This is a genomic window from Chryseobacterium aurantiacum, from assembly GCF_003020585.1.
GTDB classification, from domain to species: domain Bacteria; phylum Bacteroidota; class Bacteroidia; order Flavobacteriales; family Weeksellaceae; genus Chryseobacterium; species Chryseobacterium aurantiacum.
Genome location: NZ_PXUE01000002.1, coordinates 782,883 through 803,066, shown reverse-complemented (window position 1 = coordinate 803,066; position 20,184 = coordinate 782,883). Strand labels below are relative to the sequence as shown.

Sequence of the window (20,184 nt, the reverse complement as noted above, 5' to 3'; positions counted from 1 at the left end):
AGTAAGGTAGTTATCTCTTTTTATATATGATAATGAATGATTCTTTATCTGAACATTAAAAAAATCCTCATTTTTACTATAAAAGGAAATCCTCAAATGAAAATTTTTAATCATAATGTACTAAATGATGGATAAAATGTTTATATTATTTATTAAATAACGATTTTTATAGTAAATTTTTAACATAAACTAAGATTAATACATCTGATAGTTGTAAAAGCTGTAACTTTGTTACTCAAATTGTAACGATGGAATTAGAATACATAGAGCATATAAGTCCTATTCTAAAGGATGGAGTTAAAAACTACCTAATCGATATAGACGGAACCATTACAGATGATGTTCCCAATGAAGAACCAGAAAGAATGGTTACCTGTGAGCCCTATCCGGATGCACTGGAAACTGTTAATAAATGGTATGACGAAGGTCACCAGATCTGTTTCTTTACCTCAAGAACCGAAAACTTAAAGCAAATCACCATAGATTGGTTGGATAAACACGGTTTTAAATACCACAGTGTACTCTGCGGAAAACCAAGAGGTGGAAATTATCACTGGATAGATAACCACTTGGTAAGAGCTACAAGATATAAAGGTAGATTTACAGACTTGGTAGAAAAACAAGTGACTATTGAAGTGTTCAAAGAAGACGGAGAATAAAAAATATAATTAAAGATTTAAAAATTGAATGGAGTTTTTCCTTTAATTTTTAAATCTTTTCAATTTTAAATATAGTTGTATTTATGAAAGTTTTAGCAAATGACGGCCTGGACCAATCTGGAATTGATGCATTAACAGAGAAAGGGTTTGAGGTTATTACAGCAAAGGTTCCACAGGAATTTTTGGTGGATTATATTAATGAGCACAAGGTTCGTACTTTATTGGTAAGAAGTGCTACACAGGTAAGAAAAGATATTATTGACGGTTGCCCATCCTTAGATATCATCGGAAGAGGTGGTGTAGGAATGGATAATATTGATGTGGATTATGCAAGAGAAAAGGGGATTCATGTTATCAATACCCCTGCGGCTTCTTCAGAATCTGTAGCTGAACTTGTTTTTGCTCACTTATTTTCAGGGGCAAGGTTTCTTCAGGATTCCAACAGGAAGATGCCTTTGGTAGGAGATACAGAATTTGCAGGACTTAAAAAAGCATATACTGCCGGTATTGAACTGAGAGGTAAGACAATCGGGATTATCGGTATGGGTAGAATAGGACAAGAGGTGGCAAGAATTGCTCTTGGACTTGGGATGAGAGTAGTTGCAGCAGACAATAATGTAGGAAGAGCAAGTATTAAGGTGAAATTCTACAACAATCAGTTTATCAATGTTGATATTGAAACAGAATCTCTACAAGATGTCTTAAAACATTCAGATTTTATCACCCTTCATGTTCCGGCTCAGAAAGACGGGTATATGATTGGTAAGAATGAGTTTGAGATCATGAAAGATGGAGTAGCCATTGTTAACTGTTCCAGAGGAGGTGTGATTGATGAGGGAGCTTTAATAGAAGCTTTAGATTCCGGTAAAGTAAAGTTCGCAGGATTGGACGTTTTCATTAATGAACCTACGCCTTCCAAGGAAATTCTTACCCATTCAAAAATCTCCTTAACGCCGCATACCGGTGCTTCTACTTTGGAAGCTCAGGATAGAATAGGACTTTCTCTGGCAGAGCAGATTTCAAGTATTTTACAGATCCAGTAATAGGAAACTTAAGATAGAAAAAAACAAAAGCACCTTCATAAAAGGTGCTTTTTTATTTAAATGGATGAATAGCAGATTATATATTGTTTTTACTTTTCAATAAATCTCTGATTTCTGTCAGTAATTTTTGATCATCAGTAGGTCCTGCAGGAGCCGGAGCATCTTTTTTGTTGATCTTATTAGCCCCTTTAATGATCCAGAAAAGAACCATAGCAATACACAGGAAGCTGATTACTGCAGAAAGGAAGTTTCCATAGGCAACACCATTCCAGTTCAGTTTAGCGATATTTTCTGCTCCCGCTGCTTTTAATGCAGGGTTCAATATCAAAGGCGTGATTACATCTTCCACTAAAGATGAAACAATTTTACCAAATGCTGCACCAATGATTACACCGACAGCTAGATCGAGAACATTTCCTTTAAAGGCAAAGTCTTTAAATTCTTTAACAAATCCCATAATTTATATTTTTTTAATTAGTATACACACAAAAATATAATTAAAAAATGTAAAAAACATTACTTTTTATAAGTTTTTGTTCTGTAAAAGTTGATTTTTACATCATTTATTTTAATGAAAATAATGAATTTGTATTCATAATTTATTTCATTAATGAAGCCTCTCTATTTTTATTGCTGAGGTGGTATCATAATGAAAAATCTTTTGTAATTTGCTTAAAAGTTAGATTTACCCATGAAAATCTTTACCACAGAACAAATTCGCAGCTGGGACCAGTTTACCATTTCATACGAACCCATTTCTTCTATTCAATTGATGGAAAGGGCCTCGATGGCTGTTGCCAATTGGATTTCCGAACATTGTAAAAACCATAAAAAAATGGTTGTGTTTTGTGGTAACGGCAATAATGGCGGAGATGGCTTGGCTGTGGCAAGGATGCTCTATCTTAAAGGCTTTGATGTAGACGTATTTGTAAATGATCCCAAGGCAAAATTTTCAGAAGATGCACTCGTAAATCTCAAACGATTAAATGGTATTTCAGGGGTTTCTGTCCGAAAGTTCAGTCAGATCGGGGAGTATAGCTTTGATGATAAAACAATCATCATTGATGCACTTTTTGGAACAGGATTGTCCAGGCCTTTGGATGGAGAATATAAAGAACTTGTAACATTATTGAATACAAAGGATCAAATTAAAGTATCAATAGATATTCCCTCCGGATTATCTGCTGACAGATTGCTTCATGAAGATTCCATTGTTTTGAAAGCAGACTATACGCTGAGTTTTGAATGTTGGAAACGAGGCTTTCTTCATCCGGAAACAGGAAAATATACAGGAAAAATAAAAATTTTGAATATTGGCCTACACAGAGAATATGCAGAGGCTGAAAAAACTAACTATTTTGTAATAGATGACGGTCTTGCTGAATCTGTTTTTAAGCCCAGAAATGATTTTGCCCACAAGGGAAATTATGGAAAGGCTCTTGTGGTGAGTGGGAGTTATGGGAAAATAGGAGCTGCAGTATTGGCCACAAAATCAGCCTTGAAAACGGGTGTCGGGCTCACTTTTACTCTGGCTCCCCAATGCGGATATGAGATAATGCAAACTTCATGTCCGGAAGCTATGTTTGTGAAAGGAGGTGAATTATGGATTGATCATTTTGATGTTGAAAAGAACATGACAGTCGGAATTGGTCCGGGGCTCGGAACTCATGAAGAGACAAGGAAAGGCCTTTTGGGCTTTCTGGAAAATTATTCCCCATCATTGGTGTTGGATGCAGATGCGTTGAATATTATTTCCGAAAATGAAAAAAATCTCAGCTTAATTCCGGAAAAATCAATCATTACTCCTCACCCCAAAGAATTTGAAAGGTTATTTGGAAAAACAGAAGACTCTTTTAAAAGATTAAAACTGGCCGTGAAGAAAGCAGCAGAACTTTCTATTTATATTATATTAAAAGATCACCATACACAGATTATTACTCCTGGCGGAAAAGTCTTCTATAACATTAACGGAAATGCAGGCCTTGCGAAAGGTGGAAGTGGCGATGTTCTTACCGGAATTCTTACCTCTCTTTTAGCACAGCGATATTCGGAAGAAGATACCTGTATTTTGGGAGTTTGGCTGCATGGGAAAGCAGCAGATCTTGCTGCGGAGAAACATTCAAAAGAATCCATGCTTCCTACAGATGTTATTGATGAATTGGGAAATGTCTTTGCAGAATTGAATGCAGGGAAAAATAAGAAATTGTAAAAAGAGACTTGCTGAAGTCAACTCTATTTGGAAAACTTAAAATGAAAAAGGCAAATTCACAATCTGTAAATTTGCCTTTTTGCCTATTTTATCTTTTTAACCTATTCCGGTTTTTCGTTTTCTGCTTGGGTGATTTTAAATTTCTTAGAAATAATCATAATGATCACTCCGGCAACCATAAATGGAATGGAAAGAACCTGCCCAGTGTTTAGACCTCCAATTTGGATAAATTCATCACCTTGTGGTTCTTTAAGGAATTCAACAAAGAATCTAATGGCCCAAAGGATGATAAAAAACAATCCAAATAACCATCCCTGCTGATATTTTTTATTTGTTTTTCTATACAATATCCAAAGTAAAATGAAAAGAGCAATATAACCCACTGCTTCAAATAACTGGCTTGGGTAACGAGGAACGGTAAGGCCATATTCACTGCTCTGTTGAGGGAAAAGTAATGCAAACGGAGAGTTGGGATCAGCGGGTTTCCCTACAATCTCAGAATTGAAGAAATTCCCCATTCTTACAAATGCACCTCCCAGGGCAACTACAATACCCAATCTGTCATATACCCAGAAAGGATTTTTCTTGATCACCTTAAATGAATAATAAAGAGTGGTGAAAATAATTGCAATGGTTGCTCCGTGGCTTGCCAGCCCTGAGAAACCAGTGAATTTCAGTCCATTTTTTGTGCTGATGGGTAGAAATACACTCCAGAAGTCTTCTTTAAACAGCTCAGGCTGATAGAAAATAACGTGACCAAGTCTTGCGCCAAGGATTGTTCCTATCAATGTCCATGTGAAAAGAGGTTCCAGATATTTTTGGTTAACATTATCAAATTTAAAGATTCTGGTCATTAAGATATAACCAAACCCAAATGCAAAAACAAACATTAAACTGTAGAAATGCAATGTAAATGAACCAAGCTGGATTCCTTTGGAAGGATCCCAGATTTTAAAGGTTGTTTCAAGCTCTACCTTATCTGAGGCTGTGATAGGTTTTTCAGATTTTACAGCATATTTGAAAGTGGTAATATTGTCCTTAGTAACCGGAGAATCAATTAATTTAAAGTTCTTATCGAAAAACTGGTACTTTGAATCCTTGAATCTTGCTAAAGTAGAAGCACTGTAGTTAAAGTAAGCAGGCTCAAAATTAGAATCATTCAGGATAACCAGAACATTATTGTTGATGGCTCTGTCAGGAAAAGCATTAAGATCTCCTAGCTCTGTGGTAGAATAGATTTTTACGCGAACATTGCTTCCGTTAACGTCTAAAGCTCCGTCAGATAAACCTCCAGGGTATTCCTGTGCAAAAAGACATTGAGTAATCAATGCAAATATTACTAGGTAAATTCTGAAAAAAATATTACTCATTTTTCTATTGATTTAATAGTTTGTTTATTGATTTTTATGCTTGGGTGGAACTGGATCATAGCCGCTTCCTCCCCAAGGGTGGCACCTTAAAATTCTTCTAAATCCCAGCCAGAATCCTTTAAATACACCATGAACCTGTAGTGACTCTATCATATAATGAGAGCAGGTAGGTTCGTAACGGCAGTTTTTAGGAAGTAGGGGCGAGATGAACCACTGGTAAAATTTTATCAAAATTACCAATGGAAATGTAATGATTTTATTGAATGTAAGTTTCAAAACAATGCAAAAATAGGGTAAAAAAATGAAAATTAGTTTAATTTTGTTAGAAGTTTCAGAGCATAGAAATCTGAAATATTGATCTTAAAAAAATAAGAATACCTTGAATCAAAATATTCCATTAGCCGAAATATTAAGACCCAAAACCCTGGAGGATGTATTGGGGCAGGAGCATCTTACCGGAGAAAAAGGGACGATCAGAAAAATGATCGAAAACAATTCCCTTAATTCCCTGATTTTATGGGGGCCTCCGGGAACAGGGAAAACCACTCTGGCAGAAATCATTTCTGAGCAGTCGGGCAGGAAATTTTACAAACTGTCTGCTGTTTCTTCAGGAGTGAAAGATGTGCGTGATGTGATTGAAGATGCAAAGAAACAGAACTTGTTTTCCGGAAAATCTCCAATTTTATTTATTGATGAAATTCACAGATTCAATAAGTCCCAACAGGATTCTTTACTGCATGCTGTGGAAAAAGGATGGATTGTTTTAATAGGAGCAACCACAGAAAATCCAAGCTTTGAAGTAGTTTCAGCCCTGCTTTCTAGAAGCCAGGTATATGTTCTGAAGGCGCTGAGCTATGAAAAACTTGAAGAACTTGTAGATATTGCCTCTGAAAGATATAATAAAGAAGAAAGAACGGATTTTAAAATTCTTGAAAAAGAAGCCTTTATTCAATATTCCGGTGGTGATGCCAGAAAACTGATTAATGCTGTGGAACTGGTCTTAAATCAATACAGAAATTCAGATACTAAGGAAATTATCAATTCGGATGTTCTGGAAGTCCTTCAGGAAACAATGGCTCTCTATGACAAAAATGGAGAACAGCATTATGATATTATTTCGGCCTTTATCAAATCGATGCGAGGAAGTGATCCCAATGGTGCAGTTTATTGGCTGGCAAGAATGATTGCAGGAGGAGAGGATATTAAGTTTATCGCAAGAAGAATGCTTATTCTGGCGGCAGAAGATATAGGGCTGGCAAATCCTAATGCACTGGTGATTGCTAATAACTGCTTTCAGGCTGTAAATGTAATAGGGAATCCTGAGGCAAGGATCATACTAAGTGAAACAGCGGTCTATCTGGCTGTGTCCCCAAAAAGTAACTCTGCATATATGGCTATAAATGAAGCTTTGGCTTTGGTAAAGCAAACCGGAAACCTGCCTGTACCACTTCATTTGAGAAATGCTCCTACAAAATTGATGAAAGATCTTGATTATGGTAAGGAGTATAAATATGCTCATTCCTATGATGGAAATTTTGTGGACCAGGATTTTCTCCCTCATGAGATCAGGGATGTGAAGTTATACGAACCCGGAAATAATGCTACTGAAAAGAAGATCTATGAAGAACTGAAGAAAAAGTGGAATAATAAATATTAAAATAAAAAGGATACTGTTTTATAGTATCCTTTTTTTTGTATTGTTTAGAAATTACTTCGTTGTGTAAATGTAGTACGTTGTATTGCCGTTATAATCTTTTTTCTCTGATTTGGCTACAATCTCAGGGAATATCTTAGTTGCCGAATCTCTAAACTCATATCCATCAATGAAAACAAGGTTGTTCTCAGGAAGATTATGTTGCTTGTTGATTTCAGCCAAGGTCATTACATCTAATACGTTGTGGCCGTTTTTGAATTTATATTCAGTAACTCCATTAGTGAAAACTGAGCTGTATTTTTTCAAGGCTGCGGGAAGGCTTGCTGCACTGTTGTACACCTTTGAAACCTGCATAAGAGATTTTTTTGCATTGAACAGATCTACTGTTCCAATAGTATTGTCAGCAACTGCAAGTTTTTTCTGTGCAAATAAAGTGGCAGATGACAGTATTAAAAAAGAATAGAGTAATTTTTTCATAATCGGAATATATAACTGTTAAAAACGTGATAAATATAGTTATTTTTTATAAAATGTGAATCAGATCTTGAGATGTTTTAAGTTTTATTTATAAATAAGAGCTTTTATGTTAATTATAAATCTATATTTTCTTCGTTTTTATCTTTTTTATCAACCATGTTTTTGATGATATTCTTAAGGCGTTGAAACATAAATGAACTCAACAATAATATCAGTCCCAATGCAATAAATGCGCTGATTCTTGAAATGTTATCCATTTGCCATACATCATAACCATAAAGTTTTAGAACCATAATTCCTACAAGCACAAACCCTATCTTGCTGTATTCCTGAATGTCTTTTTTAAGTCCGATATAAATAAACATACTGGCGAGAATGGTCCAAATGATTGGTAAGTAAAGAATGTTAAAATGTTTCTTTGCTGTATAAGAACTCATAACATCCTGAGAAACGGTTAAAACATACGTATGATGAAGCTCACAGCTTACCGAAGTAATGAGTGCCAATGAAATGATCCAGTAAGAAATTTTGGATTTGTGAAATTCTGTGTTGGGAATGATTTTAAAAATTACATAGATAAGAGGTATCCACTGAAGCAGATGTAACAAATAAAAACCTGGTGTAAGTTTCTTTGAGAGGATATTTTTAACTACTTCTGATGTGGAAGCAGAAATATTGATCATCATCAAAAAGCAAAGGATTATAATCAGACCCGTTTGAATTTCATTGCTGATTTTTAGTTGTTTTCTTACGACCAATAATGCAAAAATATAATAGATGGTGAATAACAGTCCTACATTACTGATAGGCCCCCATGGCATATCGTACATATGGTAGGTGATCTCAAGAAGCAGGGCAATATAAATTACCCCGTAACTAATTATAGCTGTAAGATCTTCAAAAAAGTCACTCTTTTCTGTTTTTGTATTCCTTAATAAGTATAAATTAATTACTGTTGCAATGATTGTCACCAAGCTGGTTAAAAATACAGGATTAAATACGATGCTGAGGTTTTCTGCATTGAAATATTCGCTCCAGGTAACAATTTGGGCAAAGATGACCAAAGGAAAAAGGAGATGAAAACAAATTTTGAAGATTTTGTGACCTGTTTTTTTCCAAATAAAAAGAAGCAGGGTGCTTTCTATAGCCCAGATGCTTGTGATAAGGTGGGCCTTAAATTGAAGGGCAATGGCTATGGTGACTAAACTAACCGTTATCCCCGCAAACACAGAAAAAGATGTTCCTGTACTTTTTCTTGCATGCTCTTTAAAGAAAAGAACTGCATTTACCATTGCGAAAATAATCGGGAAAATAATGACAGGTTCGTATTGTAATTGTTCAAAGATATAATAAAGCCCCATGACGCTTGAACAATTTATCAATACAAGCATTAGAATATCCAGAGTGGTAAGTTCTTTTTTTCTAAAATAGTCAAGTAAAGCAAACAGGTAGAAGATCCCATAGCTGATCATATAAAAAGTAACACTCAACAGCTGTGGCTTTTCTTCGGTCCAATAAAACAGATAGATGGTGGTGAAAACATAGGCTGCCCAACCCACGCTTTTCCAATGTTGAAGAAAAGTAACAGCAAGCATTCCTATATTTAAAAGGGTAAGATAAATGAATAGGAAAGGGTAGTTGCTTTGCCCTGTACTGATCATTAATGGTGCTGTAAAACCTCCAATCAATGAAGTGATAATCAGTACTTCACTTTTATAATAATAGGATAAAATAATAGAAATAGCTGTAATCAGGGAAGTGATAACAAAAGCTGTGTTTTGGGAGAACAGGTAGTATTCCCGAAAAGCTATGGTAGCAGTAAAGTATAAAATGGCAATTCCGCCTCCCGTTATAATGGATGCAAATGTTTTATAGTTTTTTCGGAGAAAATGCCCGATGAGTATTATTCCGGCACCTGTACAAAGGCCTATTCCGGCTCTTGCGGTTTCTCCTATCCAGTTTTTATCAATGGCATATTTTACAAAATAACCTATACCAAGAACCAGAGTAAAAATACCAATAATAGTAAGGATATTTTGCTTTAAGAATTCAAATACAGGACTTAGCCAATCCTTTTGTTCAGGAGGTGGTAGATTTTCAGTCTCATGAGGTCTTATTTCTTCCCTAGGAGATTCCTGCAGGGGTATTTGTTGAGGGGTGATGAGTTCTTCTGCCGGAGTTACTTCTGGAGTTACTTCAGATTGCAATGTCTTTTTATTGACCTTGGAATTGAGATCTGATATTTCTTTTTCAAGTTTTCGGATCTTGGTGTTCAGGGTATTGAAGACAATGGCAATAACTACAATTAGTATAACAGCAAAGTATTCATTCATTATATAGTTTTTATCAAATATAAAGAAATTTGAATTGGGTCCCTAAAAAATTAACCCATTACAGTTGTTGTAATGGGCTAACGGTATAGATAACTAACAATATGTTTATATTAATTGGATACTTTGTAAATAGTGAATGCGGCAACACTCGAACCTAATATTCCTGCATCAAGAAGAGAAGAGCCTACAAGTCCAAAAGAAATTTTATCCCCTGCTTGTAGTGAATATATTGAGCTAATATTTGCATCTGATATCGTTAACTTTAATAAAGTAACATCAATACCACTGAATGCACGGCTATCAATTGTGGTTGCAACCCCACTTCTGGTTCTTACGATTCCAACACCAGGTGAGTTTGCCAATAATGAGGCTTGTACACCAGTTCCGTAACGGAACGAAAATCCTATGTAATAAACTCCTGTAGAGGGAACAATGAAAGTATTGTCGGTATCTGAGAACATTGCTGCAGATCCTATCGTTCTTTCTGCCGCTACAAAGTTAACAGCTCTGAATCCAGATGGGAAAAGACCAAGACTTAAAAGACTTATTCCTGTAGTTTTTCTGGCTGCAAACATTCCTGAATTTACACTGGAAGCAGCAATTATTAATTGCGGATCCATTGAGAAAACTTCTTGGGAGCTTGTGTCCTGAGCTAAAATATTGTATCCGGTTACTGTACCTGCTGCGGGCGTAACACGAACTCTTAAGGTTCCGTTTACGTCCAAGGTTTGTGTGGGAGTGTCTGTGTTGATACCAACTTGTGAAAATAAGGGCAAGGTGGCACAAGCTAATACTAAGCTGTAAATTTTAGTTTTCATGATCAAGATTTTTATTTAGTTGCTAACAAATATACAATAAAAATTATACTCATCATTGTGAATTTTTTATTTTTTATCCAATTATGATGTGATATTTTTAAACGTATGTTTATATTTTAATAAATATTATTGCATAATGTATTTACGAGTTATTGATGATTTATTCACAATAAAAGGATGGGTCTGAGGGGTTTAAAAAAGATAAATCTCCCTTTTGTGTGGGTTATTTTATAGGGTATAAGCTATTGTTGATGAGGTATTTATTATTGTGTTTTTTGTTCCTTTTTTATGTTTTTGATCATTATTTCCCATAAAAAAACACTGTTATTTTAAATAACAGTGCTCTATAAAGTGGATTTGTGAGTCTATTTTTAGCTTTCTAGCAGAAATTCTTTATAATTTCCAAGGAAATCAACGTCTGCATTAATGGATTCAAGTTCTTTAAGGGCGTTCCCGTGAAGAACGTCATTCCAAGAACCTTCCACATTGATAAAGAAGAAATAGTTTCCTAGCCCTGTTTTTAGGGTTCTTGATTCAATCTTGCTAAGGTTCATCTTTCTCCATGCAAAAACTGATAAGACCTGATGCAGTCCTCCGGGATGATCTTCGGGAAGCGTAATAAGCATTCCGGATTTCTCTCCTAGTGTCTGCAGGGTTTCATTTTCGTATTTATTCTGTAGTTTTGATATAATGATAAATCGGGTATGGTTTTGTTCAAAATCCTGTATGTTACGATTAATGATCTTCAATCCATATAAATTGGCAGCGTACTGATTGGCAACGGCTGCAATTTTCATGTCCTTGTTTTCAGAAACGTACTTCGCCGCCGCTGCTGTAGAAGAAAAATCCTGCTTTGGAATATCCTTGTAATGAGTATCAAGAAAATGAAAGCTCTGAGCCAATGCCTGAGGGTGTGAGTAAATTCTCTCCATATCCTCAACCGGGTTGTCCGGATGAATCATAAGGTGATGGGCAATCGGCATTACTGCTTCTGCCTCAATTTTAATAGACGGTGTCTTATACAAATAATCCAGCGTCATGGAAACAGTTCCTTCTATGGAGTTTTCCAAGGGTACAACAGCCTTTACTGCATCTCCATTTTCCACGACACTGAAACAATCCAGAATACTGGCTTGTGGTAGTAGCTCATCATTAGGAAAAAGCTGTGCGGTGGCAAGCTGGGTAAAGCTGGCGTGAGGCCCCAAAAATGCAATCTTCATAAATATTGATATAAGGTATGATTAAAAATAAAGGTACAAAGGTGCGAATTAAATCACAAATGGGTTAGTGTTTAAGGTTCAAATTTTAAGGTTTAAAGTTGCTTGTCGTTTGAAAAACTATAACTTTCTTTGCCAATCTGCTATTTCCAATTAGCTTTTATAAGTTCCATCAGAAAATCCGGACATTTAATAACCTTGTTGGTTTTCGCATCCAGAAAAAAGAGAGTAGTGGATGCTTCCGTAATTTTGATATGCTCTTCATTGTAAATTTCATATTCAAAATCAATTCTTACACCCGGAATTTTTTTTACATAAGTATGAATTTCTAATTTTTGATCATACAAAGCTGGTCGGATATACTTAATTTTATACTCCGAAACAGGCAGCCAAATTCCTTGGTTTTCAATTTCATCGTATGAAATTCCTATGCTTCGGAAGAGCTCAACCCTGCCAACTTCGAAGTATTCAGCATAGTTCCCATAGTATACATATTTCATAGGATCTGTTTCAGCGTAACGTACTCGTATTGAGTGTGTTGTGTGTATCATTTTAGGTGTTAAATTATACATACAAATATATTTTTAAATAATCAATACCTGCAATATTTTTTTTTGAAAAGAAAATATTGGACCTTTGTCTTCCTTCTAAAAAACAGTACAAACAAAGAATAATCAGGGCATAATAATGGATGACAATTTAATGATGATATGGCAGAAGTGCCTTCAGTTTATGCGCGATAATTTGAACGCAGCTGAAGACAATTCTGACCTGAAGAAACTTGAAAAATCTTTCGATATGTTATTTGATAAGGTACAGCCACTTTCGTTAGTCGCTAATAACCTTACACTTATCGTACCGAGTGATTTTTACAAGGAATACATTGAGGACAATTACTTGTCCTTACTTTCTGCTGCCCTGAAGAAAAATGTAGGAAAAGGAGTTAAACTATGGTATTCCGTAATGGAAAACAGGCCAAAAGGTGAGGAAAAACCGGTTACCATGAACATGAAGGGACAAAGCGTTCCTACTCCAAAAACGCAAGAAACAATGCCACAAGGATTTTCAGCTAATATTGTAAACCCTTTCGTGGTCCCTGGAATAAGAAAAGTAAATATTGATTCTAACCTGAAGCCGGATTATTCGTTTGATAGTTATGTAGAAGGAGAAAGCAATAAATTTGCAGCTACTGTGGCAAGATCTATTGCCAAAAGACCTGGAGCTACAGCATTTAACCCACTATTTTTATATGGAGGTTACGGAGTTGGAAAGACTCACCTGGGTCAGGCAGTTGGTCTTGAAGTAAAGAACCAGTTTCCGGATAAGGTAGTACTTTATTTATCTTCAGAAAAGTTCATTCAACAGTTTATTTCAGCTGCAAAAGCTCACAAACAGACAGAATTTGCAAACTTCTATCAGATGGTAGATGTACTGATTATAGATGATATTCAGTTCTTGTCAGGAAAATCGGCAACTCAGGATAGCTTCTTCCATATTTTCGATCACCTGCATCAAAACGGAAAACAGATTATCCTTACTTCAGATAAAGCTCCTGCAGACATTATGGATATTCAGGATAGAATTGTTTCCCGTTTCAAATGGGGACTTTCTGCAGAGATAAAATCTCCGGATTTATCCACAAGAAGACAAATTATTGAAGACAAATTAAGCAGAGACGGAATTGTTCTTCCGGGAGATATGCTTGATTTCCTTGCTGCAGAAGCAAAAACCAACGTAAGAGAGCTAATTGGGGTAATCAACTCAGTAATTGCTTATTCTACGGTATATAAGAGAGACTTAAGTCTTGAACTATTAAAAGAAACAATCAACAGAATTGCTGCCAACCAAAAGAAAGTAATCAATATTCCTTATATTCAGGAAGTGGTGTGTGACTATTTTGGAATCAAAAAAGAGCAACTTCTTTCCAAAACAAGAAAGAGAGAGATTGCTTTACCAAGACAGCTGGCGATGTACTTCTCAAAAGCATTCACCAATTCTACATTTACTAAGATCGGTGAAGAAATGGGAGGAAAGGATCACTCAACGGTAATGTATGCTTGTGATACCATCAAGGATGTTTCAAAAATTGATAAAGAAATTAAGAAATACGTGAAGGATCTTACTGAAAGAATCAAGCAGTAATCATTCTTAACCCAAAATAATTTAAAATGAAGAATCGTTGTATTCTTCATTTTTTATTTAGTTTTGTCACATAGAATAGAATATTATTTAACCCCTTTCAATTATAGAATTATGAAAATTTTGATGGTCTGTCTGGGAAATATATGCAGAAGCCCTCTGGCAGAGGGAATTATGAGAGTAAAAGTTCCTCAGGATTTTTTGGTAGATTCTGCCGGAACTATTTCCATGCACGAAGGAGAGCATCCTGATAAAAGAGCGGTTAAAACTGCTGCTAACCATAATATTGATATATCCAGGCAGAAATCAAGGCCTATTACAAAGGCGGATTTTGAAATTTTTGATCAAATCTACTGCATGGATGCCAGTGTATACAAAGATGTTATTTCCAAGGCTAGAAATGAAGAAGAACGACAAAAAGTATCGTTGTTTTTAGAAGCAGCCGGAGAATATAAAAATACTGAAGTTCCGGATCCATATTGGGGCGGAATGGAAGACTTCGAAAAGGTCTTTCAGTTATTGGATGCCGGTTGTAATCAAATAGCAGACCATCTGACCAATCAAACTCTTAATTTAAATTCATAATTTATTAACCCAATTCCTATGCTTTTTTTACTTCCAGCTTACCTGTCTGAAAATACTTCAATCACTCATTTTTCACCTGTTATAAAGGATTATATCATGCAAACTGATTACTTCTTTGTAGAAAATGAAAAAACGGCCAGAAAAGTGGTTAAATTTTTTGCTCCGGAAAAAAAACAGTCAGATCTGAAACTATTTCTATTGGATAAGTATACTGAGAATGCCGATATTAAAGAAGCTCAGGAGCTGATGATGAAAGGACAGGACTTCGGGTTGCTGTCTGAGGCAGGATTGCCATGTATTGCAGATCCGGGGAATTTGATTGTAAAATGGTGTCATGAAAAGAATATTAGGGTGATTCCTATTTCAGGACCATCATCCATTATCTTAGCATTGATTTCCAGTGGCTTCAATGGTCAGGAATTTACATTTCATGGTTATCTTCCGATTGATAAAGGAGAAAAAAAGAAACAAATTCAACACCTTGAAGGAATGGTTCAGAAAACCGGTTATTCACAGATTTTTATGGAAACCCCTTATCGAAATAATGCGCTTTTTGAAGACCTTACAAAGTTTTTATCCCCTAATACAAAGCTTTGTATCGCTGCCAATATCAATGATCCGGAACATGAGTTTATCAGTACCAAAACCATAAAAGACTGGCAAAAACAAAAGCCAGAGTTGCATAAAGTTCCAGCTGTATTTGTACTTGGGAAATAAGTTTTACTTCATTAGATTATAAACTTTGGAGATAAAAGTCTTTAAGATATAAAGGCTGAGAGAATGATTAATTCTCCCAGCCTTTTTTTTGTTTTAAAAAAAATCTTTAATTCCTTAAAAATCATAGAACTAATAGGGCTTATGCTTTCATTTTCTATCTTCATTCTGTTTAGCAGTGATTTGCAGTAATTTTATTTCAATATTAGGTGATTAATTTATTTAATTTTTATATATTTATGTTTTAAATGACGATATATATATGTTAACAATAATATGTTATGAATTGTTATTGTGTGTTTTAAATTAAAATATTAACATATATATATATTGTTTAATTGAATTTTTATTAAATATTTTATAATTTGTATTTATTTAATTATTTGAAATACAATAGTTTAAAAATTCAGTTGTATGTACAATTGATCTGATAAAATCAACACCAAAAATTTAAATATGATGACACGCAAAATTTTTTTTCCGGTATTGCTGATCTTGGCTATACTGGTGCCTTCTTTAATTCATTTGTCTGCACACGGATATGTAATGAGTCCTGCCTCACGAGGATATCAGGGAAGTCTGGATAAGGCTACACTCGGTTATTCTACAGCATTTAGCATCTATGGATCCATTATTAATGAACCCGGATCTTTGGAAGCACCAAAAGGCTTCCCTGCTTTGGGTCCGGCAGATGGAAAGATTGCCTCTGCTAATGGAAGTATAGGTGGAGATACTACGCTGGATATCCAAAATGCTAATCGATGGAAGAAAACCAATATCACAACCGGTGTGAATGCTTTTATCTGGAAATATCTGGCTTATCACGCAACTGCTAAATGGCATTATTATATGACAAAGGAAGGTTGGAACCCTAATCAACCTCTTTCTCGTCAGGACCTTGAACTCATTGGTACAGTTTCACATAATGGGACACCACCACAAGATAATGTTTCTCATCAGATTACTGTTCCTGCTAACCGTACAGGGTATCATATAATTTTAGCAGTTTGGGATGTAGCAGATACTACCAATGCATTTTATAATGTAATTGATGTTAATGTAACGTCTGGAACAGGGGTTTCTGCACCTGCTACTCCTACAGGATTAACACAGGTTGGAGTAACCAGTTCTTCTGCTAAAATAAGCTGGAATCCGCAGTCAGATGCTGTATCTTACAATGTTTTCCGCAATGGACAAAATATTCAGCAGGTAAGCGGGGCGTCATTTGAAGATACTGGTTTATCTGCTAATACGGTTTATACTTATGAAGTACAGGCGAAAGGTTCTTCCGGACTTACTTCAGGAAAAAGTACACCACTCAATGTGAAAACAAACACTGAAGGGACACTTGAAAAACCTACAGCACCATCCAACCTCCATTCAATGGCAGTTACTGAAAACTCAGTTTCACTCATGTGGATGGCTTCTACCCACTCCCAGGGAATTAAAAATTACCAGATTTTTGAAAATGGGATCAAGGTAGGAGAAACGATGCAAACAAGCTTTTTACGAGCAGGTTTGGCGCAGGACACAGAATATCTTTATACAGTTAAATCTGTTGCCATGAACAATCAGCTCTCTGATATGAGTAATGAACTAAAAGCCAGAACGAAGAAAGTTACATCAGGGAATGGTCAATCCTATTGCGGAGCAGAGCAGTATAATGCTGTCAATGCATATCCTACAGCTGGAGTAAAAGTCTTTTATTCTTGTAAAATCTGGAAAAATAAATGGTATGCGAATCCGGGAGAAATGCCGGGAACCAATATGGTATGGGAAGAAGTAAGTGCATGTACAGAAGGACCTGGTTGTGAATCAAGCGGTCCGGTGATCTATTGTGGAGCACAAGAATATAACCCGACAAAAACTTATCCAACAGCAGGAACAAAAGTATTCCATGCTTGCAAAATCTGGGAAAACAAATGGTATGCTAATCCGGGAGAAGCACCAGCAAGTAATCCTGTTTGGAAAATTGTAAGCGACTGTAATGAGAGCCAGAGCTGTAAAACACAAGCTCTTTCAAATAATGAGAATGATCTTTCAGTGATCATATCCGGGCATATGATCAATTTTGTACCTGAAAACTACTATGGTAAAATAAGTAGAGTAGATATTATTGCTCCTCACGGACTTCAGTTAATGACTTTTATGAATCCAGGAAAGAACAATATGGATATCCACCGTCTTCAGTCGGGAATCTATTTTGTGAAAATCCTTTATAAAGATGGCAGCAGTATCACCAAAACCATTAGAAAATAATAAAAGAATATAGAAAATAAAAGCCACCTTTATGATAAGGTGGCTTTTTATTGTTTTAGCTATTTTTAAATTCTCTTTTTTTGAAAAATATCTAATAGCTGTTAATAGGATTATTGCATTGTTATTGATTTTTAATAGATCAATTTTTATCTTTTTTCTTTGATCTCCATTTTCTCCAAAGAACGATCATGATTGGAATAAGGAAAAAGAAAGGCCATAATGAAACCATTCCCAGCAAAAAGCCTACAAAACTGTTCCAGCCCTCAGTTAAAGAATCCACAAAACGGCTTCCGAAACCAATCTTTGAAGTAGCTGAACTTCTCACTTTTTCTTTATACAGATTCAAATTTAAAGTGCTGTAATTCACTCGGTCATCAATAAATCGGAGTCTGCCCTCAGAGATATCAATTTCATCCTCAAGCTCCCTGATGTTTTCCTGAATCTCAAGCATATCTTTTGTAGTAGCGGCATTTCTAAGCATATCACGATACTTTTCAAGATAGATTTTCTTGTTAGCCAATTTGATGGAAACATCCGTGTACTCTTCTGTAACGTCATCGGAGGATATATTTTTTGATAAGATAGAACCTAAACCATCGGAAAAGGAGTTAACAAGCGCATCAAAGTTTTTGTGGGGAACCCGAATAGTAAGATCCAGATTTTCATCCGCATCTGTATTTTTAAATTCTTCATTTTGGATATAGGCTTTATTGTTTTTCAAGATGTTATTAACCTGTATTTGGGCTTTTTTAATATCTCCAACCTGAATTTGCATGTCTCCATTTTTAATAATCTTTCTGGAGATAGTGTCTGTTTTTTTTGGAGATGTAGGCTCCATAGCGGGAGTCTCCATTGGTGGTGGTATTGGGGCAGAAGCAACTTCCAAAGCAGCCATCGGGGCCTCATTTTTAGATTGAGCTATTTCTGTATTTACAGAATGTTTATTTGAACCGGATTTACTGCAATTGCTCAAAAAAAGGCAGAATAATAACAAAAATAGATTTTTCATGAACAGTTTTTATGAATGTTATCAAAAAGCATGCTTGGAAGTGTTAAAACTTTAAAAGCATTTCGGTTTATATGATAAAAGATGCTTTAATTTCAATAAAAGTTGGAAAGGGCCTACATTATTTTCTATTTTTAATACATGAGAAAAAGTCTTTTAATATTTGTGTTTTCACCATTTCTGATGTATGCCCAGGAAATTCCGAAGCTTACGGACGAAATAGCCCTAAAATTGGCAGATAAACCACTTCATTGTATCAATCAGGAATATCCCAATAAAACAGCGCATATCATCAATAATGCAGGAGAAGTTCCTTTAACACCTAAAGATCTTCATCCGAGTTTTTATGGTTGTTTTGATTGGCATAGCTCTGTTCATGGACATTGGATGCTGGCGAGACTTTTGAAGACAAAACCCAATTTACCCAATGCGAAGGATATTGAAAAAATTTTGGATGAGTCTTTTCAAAAAGAAAAGCTTCAAACGGAAGCAGATTATTTCACGAAATATCAACTGACGGCTACATTTGAAAGAACCTATGGGTGGGCATGGATATTAAAACTGGATGAAGAACTTATCCATTGGGATCACCCGAAAGCTAAAATATGGCATCAAAATTTGAAGCCACTAACAGATCAAATTCTGAAATCATGGAGAACCTATCTTCCTAAACAAACCTATCCAAACCGAACCGGTGTTCATCCCAATACAGCCTTTGCAATGGGATTTGCAATTGATTGGGCAAGAGCAAATAAAGATAAGGAGTTTGAAAACCAGCTAATGGAAAAAGCCAGGTATTTTTTCCTGAAAGATCAGAAGACACCGGCATATCTGGAACCCGACGGGTCAGATTTCTTTTCGCCAAGCCTTGAAATTGCAGATCTCATGCGAAGAGTTCTTCCTCAAAAAGAATTTGTATTATGGCTGAATAATTTCTATGAAAAAAGGAGCCTGGAAAATATAGAACAGATACCTGTAGTAAATGATTTAAGCGATTATCAGACTGTTCATCTAGTAGGGTTATCATTTTCAAAGGCATGGTGTATGAAAAGAATAGCAAAAGCACTTCCTGCTAATCATCCATTGAAAAAAGACTTTCAGAAAACAGCAGATATTTTTTTAGCAAACGGGCTTCCTCTATTGTTTCAAGGGAACTACGGCGGAGACCACTGGTTGGCAAGCTTTGCTGTGTATGCTCTGGAAGATTAATATCTGATTCCTATTTTTTTGAGAATATAACCCAAAATCCATATGGGACCAATTAAAAGGAATTGAAGATCTTTAAGAAATGACGGCTTCTTTCCTTCAATTTTATGTCCTATGAACTGGAAAATCCAGGTCAGTATAAAAACACTGAGATAAGCGATCCAGGATTGTTGACCAAGATGAATATTGGTAAGATAGATGAAATGCTCCATCAAAAGCATGATCACAGCCATCACGATAGCAATTAACAGAGAAAGTCTAATATAAAAAAGACTGATCAGGATAATGGCAATTAAACTCACAATACTGATGCATCCAAAGTAGGAGAGACAGAAATGAGGTGCTGGGATAAGAGAAATAAAACCAAGAATGGTGCAGAAAATCAAAGGAACACAAATCCAGTGAATGAACTTATTGGTGGGGTTTCTATGGCTTTTACTATATTCTACAAATAATAAATCAACCTTTCTCATAATGAAGGAATTGGATAAATGC

The 20,184-nt window shown here is 35.5% G+C and carries 19 protein-coding genes; 9 read left to right on the top strand and 10 right to left on the bottom strand.

The annotated features are described in order from the left end of the window. The first annotated feature begins 248 nt into the window (after nucleotides 1-248). Both C7D53_RS10020 and C7D53_RS10015 read left to right on the top strand, forming a co-directional pair. Nucleotides 249-659 (top strand): LNS2 domain-containing protein, encoded by a 411-nt coding sequence (locus C7D53_RS10020; protein ID WP_076354114.1) that lies wholly within the window; start codon nucleotides 249-251, stop codon nucleotides 657-659. 83 nt (nucleotides 660-742) lie between these two features. Continuing rightward, nucleotides 743-1,702: a D-2-hydroxyacid dehydrogenase gene (locus C7D53_RS10015; RefSeq protein ID WP_106916317.1), complete on the top strand. Its 960-nt coding sequence runs from the start codon at nucleotides 743-745 to the stop codon at nucleotides 1,700-1,702. 76 nt (nucleotides 1,703-1,778) lie between these two features. Here the strand turns inward: C7D53_RS10015 and mscL are convergent, their stop codons facing one another. Beyond that, on the bottom strand, nucleotides 1,779-2,159 hold the full coding sequence (gene mscL, locus C7D53_RS10010) for a large conductance mechanosensitive channel protein MscL (protein WP_076354118.1): 381 nt from the start codon (nucleotides 2,157-2,159) through the stop codon (nucleotides 1,779-1,781). A 234-nt stretch (nucleotides 2,160-2,393) separates the two neighbouring features. On the opposite strand from mscL, the gene C7D53_RS10005 reads away from it, so the two are divergent. Further along, the gene (locus C7D53_RS10005; protein ID WP_106916315.1) at nucleotides 2,394-3,911 is read left to right on the top strand and encodes an NAD(P)H-hydrate dehydratase; all 1,518 of its coding nucleotides are present in this window, start codon (nucleotides 2,394-2,396) and stop codon (nucleotides 3,909-3,911) included. Nucleotides 3,912-4,012: 101 nt separating this feature from the next. On the opposite strand, the gene lgt is transcribed toward C7D53_RS10005, so the two are convergent. Together lgt and yidD are read right to left on the bottom strand one after the other, a co-directional pair. Beyond that, entirely contained in the window at nucleotides 4,013-4,861 is an 849-nt protein-coding gene (lgt, locus tag C7D53_RS10000) for a prolipoprotein diacylglyceryl transferase (protein WP_106916727.1), read from the bottom strand. A 444-nt stretch (nucleotides 4,862-5,305) separates the two neighbouring features. Continuing rightward, complete coding sequence (gene yidD / locus C7D53_RS09995) at nucleotides 5,306-5,557, bottom strand: membrane protein insertion efficiency factor YidD (protein WP_185126690.1); 252 nt, start codon at nucleotides 5,555-5,557, stop codon at nucleotides 5,306-5,308. 103 nt (nucleotides 5,558-5,660) lie between these two features. Between yidD and C7D53_RS09990 the strand changes: the two genes are divergently transcribed. Continuing rightward, complete coding sequence (locus C7D53_RS09990; protein ID WP_106916313.1) at nucleotides 5,661-6,938, top strand: replication-associated recombination protein A; 1,278 nt, start codon at nucleotides 5,661-5,663, stop codon at nucleotides 6,936-6,938. A gap of 51 nt (nucleotides 6,939-6,989) precedes the next feature. On the opposite strand, the gene C7D53_RS09985 is transcribed toward C7D53_RS09990, so the two are convergent. From C7D53_RS09985 to C7D53_RS09965, 5 genes are all read right to left on the bottom strand, one after another. Continuing rightward, on the bottom strand, nucleotides 6,990-7,412 hold the full coding sequence (locus C7D53_RS09985; protein WP_106916311.1) for a hypothetical protein: 423 nt from the start codon (nucleotides 7,410-7,412) through the stop codon (nucleotides 6,990-6,992). Between the two features lie 113 nt (nucleotides 7,413-7,525). Beyond that, complete coding sequence (locus tag C7D53_RS09980) at nucleotides 7,526-9,745, bottom strand: DUF2339 domain-containing protein (RefSeq protein ID WP_106916309.1); 2,220 nt, start codon at nucleotides 9,743-9,745, stop codon at nucleotides 7,526-7,528. Between the two features lie 110 nt (nucleotides 9,746-9,855). Further along, nucleotides 9,856-10,563, bottom strand: a complete 708-nt coding sequence (locus tag C7D53_RS09975) for a hypothetical protein (RefSeq protein WP_106916307.1) — start codon at nucleotides 10,561-10,563, stop codon at nucleotides 9,856-9,858. 371 nt (nucleotides 10,564-10,934) lie between these two features. Beyond that, entirely contained in the window at nucleotides 10,935-11,783 is an 849-nt protein-coding gene (pheA, locus tag C7D53_RS09970) for a prephenate dehydratase (protein WP_106916305.1), read from the bottom strand. Between the two features lie 140 nt (nucleotides 11,784-11,923). Next, nucleotides 11,924-12,331 (bottom strand): acyl-CoA thioesterase, encoded by a 408-nt coding sequence (locus C7D53_RS09965; protein WP_106916303.1) that lies wholly within the window; start codon nucleotides 12,329-12,331, stop codon nucleotides 11,924-11,926. 136 nt (nucleotides 12,332-12,467) lie between these two features. On the opposite strand from C7D53_RS09965, the gene dnaA reads away from it, so the two are divergent. From dnaA to C7D53_RS09945, 4 genes are all read left to right on the top strand, one after another. Further along, nucleotides 12,468-13,922, top strand: coding sequence for a chromosomal replication initiator protein DnaA (dnaA, locus tag C7D53_RS09960; RefSeq protein ID WP_076354134.1), 1,455 nt, complete (start codon nucleotides 12,468-12,470; stop codon nucleotides 13,920-13,922). A 111-nt stretch (nucleotides 13,923-14,033) separates the two neighbouring features. After that, a complete protein-coding gene (locus C7D53_RS09955; protein WP_106916301.1) occupies nucleotides 14,034-14,504 on the top strand; it encodes a low molecular weight protein-tyrosine-phosphatase in 471 nt (156 codons plus the stop codon). Nucleotides 14,505-14,522: 18 nt separating this feature from the next. After that, on the top strand, nucleotides 14,523-15,221 hold the full coding sequence (locus C7D53_RS09950; protein ID WP_106916299.1) for an SAM-dependent methyltransferase: 699 nt from the start codon (nucleotides 14,523-14,525) through the stop codon (nucleotides 15,219-15,221). 453 nt (nucleotides 15,222-15,674) lie between these two features. Next, nucleotides 15,675-17,477 carry a lytic polysaccharide monooxygenase gene (locus C7D53_RS09945; RefSeq protein ID WP_106916297.1) on the top strand — a complete coding sequence of 601 codons (1,803 nt, stop codon included), beginning with the start codon at nucleotides 15,675-15,677 and terminating at the stop codon, nucleotides 17,475-17,477. Nucleotides 17,478-17,616: 139 nt separating this feature from the next. On the opposite strand, the gene C7D53_RS09940 is transcribed toward C7D53_RS09945, so the two are convergent. Continuing rightward, nucleotides 17,617-18,486: a DUF4349 domain-containing protein gene (locus C7D53_RS09940; protein ID WP_106916295.1), complete on the bottom strand. Its 870-nt coding sequence runs from the start codon at nucleotides 18,484-18,486 to the stop codon at nucleotides 17,617-17,619. A 138-nt stretch (nucleotides 18,487-18,624) separates the two neighbouring features. Here C7D53_RS09940 and C7D53_RS09935 point away from each other — a divergent pair, with 138 nt between their 5' ends. Continuing rightward, nucleotides 18,625-19,692, top strand: a complete 1,068-nt coding sequence (locus tag C7D53_RS09935; protein ID WP_106916293.1) for a DUF2891 domain-containing protein — start codon at nucleotides 18,625-18,627, stop codon at nucleotides 19,690-19,692. Here the strand turns inward: C7D53_RS09935 and C7D53_RS09930 are convergent. Next, nucleotides 19,689-20,162, bottom strand: a complete 474-nt coding sequence (locus tag C7D53_RS09930) for an Mpo1 family 2-hydroxy fatty acid dioxygenase (RefSeq protein WP_106916291.1) — start codon at nucleotides 20,160-20,162, stop codon at nucleotides 19,689-19,691. The genes C7D53_RS09935 and C7D53_RS09930 overlap by 4 nt on opposite strands. Between the last annotated feature and the right edge of the window lie 22 nt (nucleotides 20,163-20,184).

Bases quoted from the DNA above. Each gene is read 5' to 3' on its own strand.
- C7D53_RS10020 (WP_076354114.1), top strand. From the start codon at position 249: ATGGAATTAGAATACATAGAGCATATAAGTCCTATTCTAAAGGATGGA.
- C7D53_RS10015 (WP_106916317.1), top strand. From the start codon at position 743: ATGAAAGTTTTAGCAAATGACGGCCTGGACCAATCTGGAATTGATGCA.
- mscL (WP_076354118.1), bottom strand. From the start codon at position 2,159: ATGGGATTTGTTAAAGAATTTAAAGACTTTGCCTTTAAAGGAAATGTT.
- C7D53_RS10005 (WP_106916315.1), top strand. From the start codon at position 2,394: ATGAAAATCTTTACCACAGAACAAATTCGCAGCTGGGACCAGTTTACC.
- C7D53_RS09985 (WP_106916311.1), bottom strand. From the start codon at position 7,412: ATGAAAAAATTACTCTATTCTTTTTTAATACTGTCATCTGCCACTTTA.
- C7D53_RS09980 (WP_106916309.1), bottom strand. From the start codon at position 9,745: ATGAATGAATACTTTGCTGTTATACTAATTGTAGTTATTGCCATTGTC.
- C7D53_RS09975 (WP_106916307.1), bottom strand. From the start codon at position 10,563: ATGAAAACTAAAATTTACAGCTTAGTATTAGCTTGTGCCACCTTGCCC.
- pheA (WP_106916305.1), bottom strand. From the start codon at position 11,783: ATGAAGATTGCATTTTTGGGGCCTCACGCCAGCTTTACCCAGCTTGCC.
- C7D53_RS09965 (WP_106916303.1), bottom strand. From the start codon at position 12,331: ATGATACACACAACACACTCAATACGAGTACGTTACGCTGAAACAGAT.
- dnaA (WP_076354134.1), top strand. From the start codon at position 12,468: ATGGATGACAATTTAATGATGATATGGCAGAAGTGCCTTCAGTTTATG.
- C7D53_RS09955 (WP_106916301.1), top strand. From the start codon at position 14,034: ATGAAAATTTTGATGGTCTGTCTGGGAAATATATGCAGAAGCCCTCTG.
- C7D53_RS09950 (WP_106916299.1), top strand. From the start codon at position 14,523: ATGCTTTTTTTACTTCCAGCTTACCTGTCTGAAAATACTTCAATCACT.
- C7D53_RS09945 (WP_106916297.1), top strand. From the start codon at position 15,675: ATGATGACACGCAAAATTTTTTTTCCGGTATTGCTGATCTTGGCTATA.
- C7D53_RS09940 (WP_106916295.1), bottom strand. From the start codon at position 18,486: ATGAAAAATCTATTTTTGTTATTATTCTGCCTTTTTTTGAGCAATTGC.
- C7D53_RS09935 (WP_106916293.1), top strand. From the start codon at position 18,625: ATGAGAAAAAGTCTTTTAATATTTGTGTTTTCACCATTTCTGATGTAT.
- C7D53_RS09930 (WP_106916291.1), bottom strand. From the start codon at position 20,162: ATGAGAAAGGTTGATTTATTATTTGTAGAATATAGTAAAAGCCATAGA.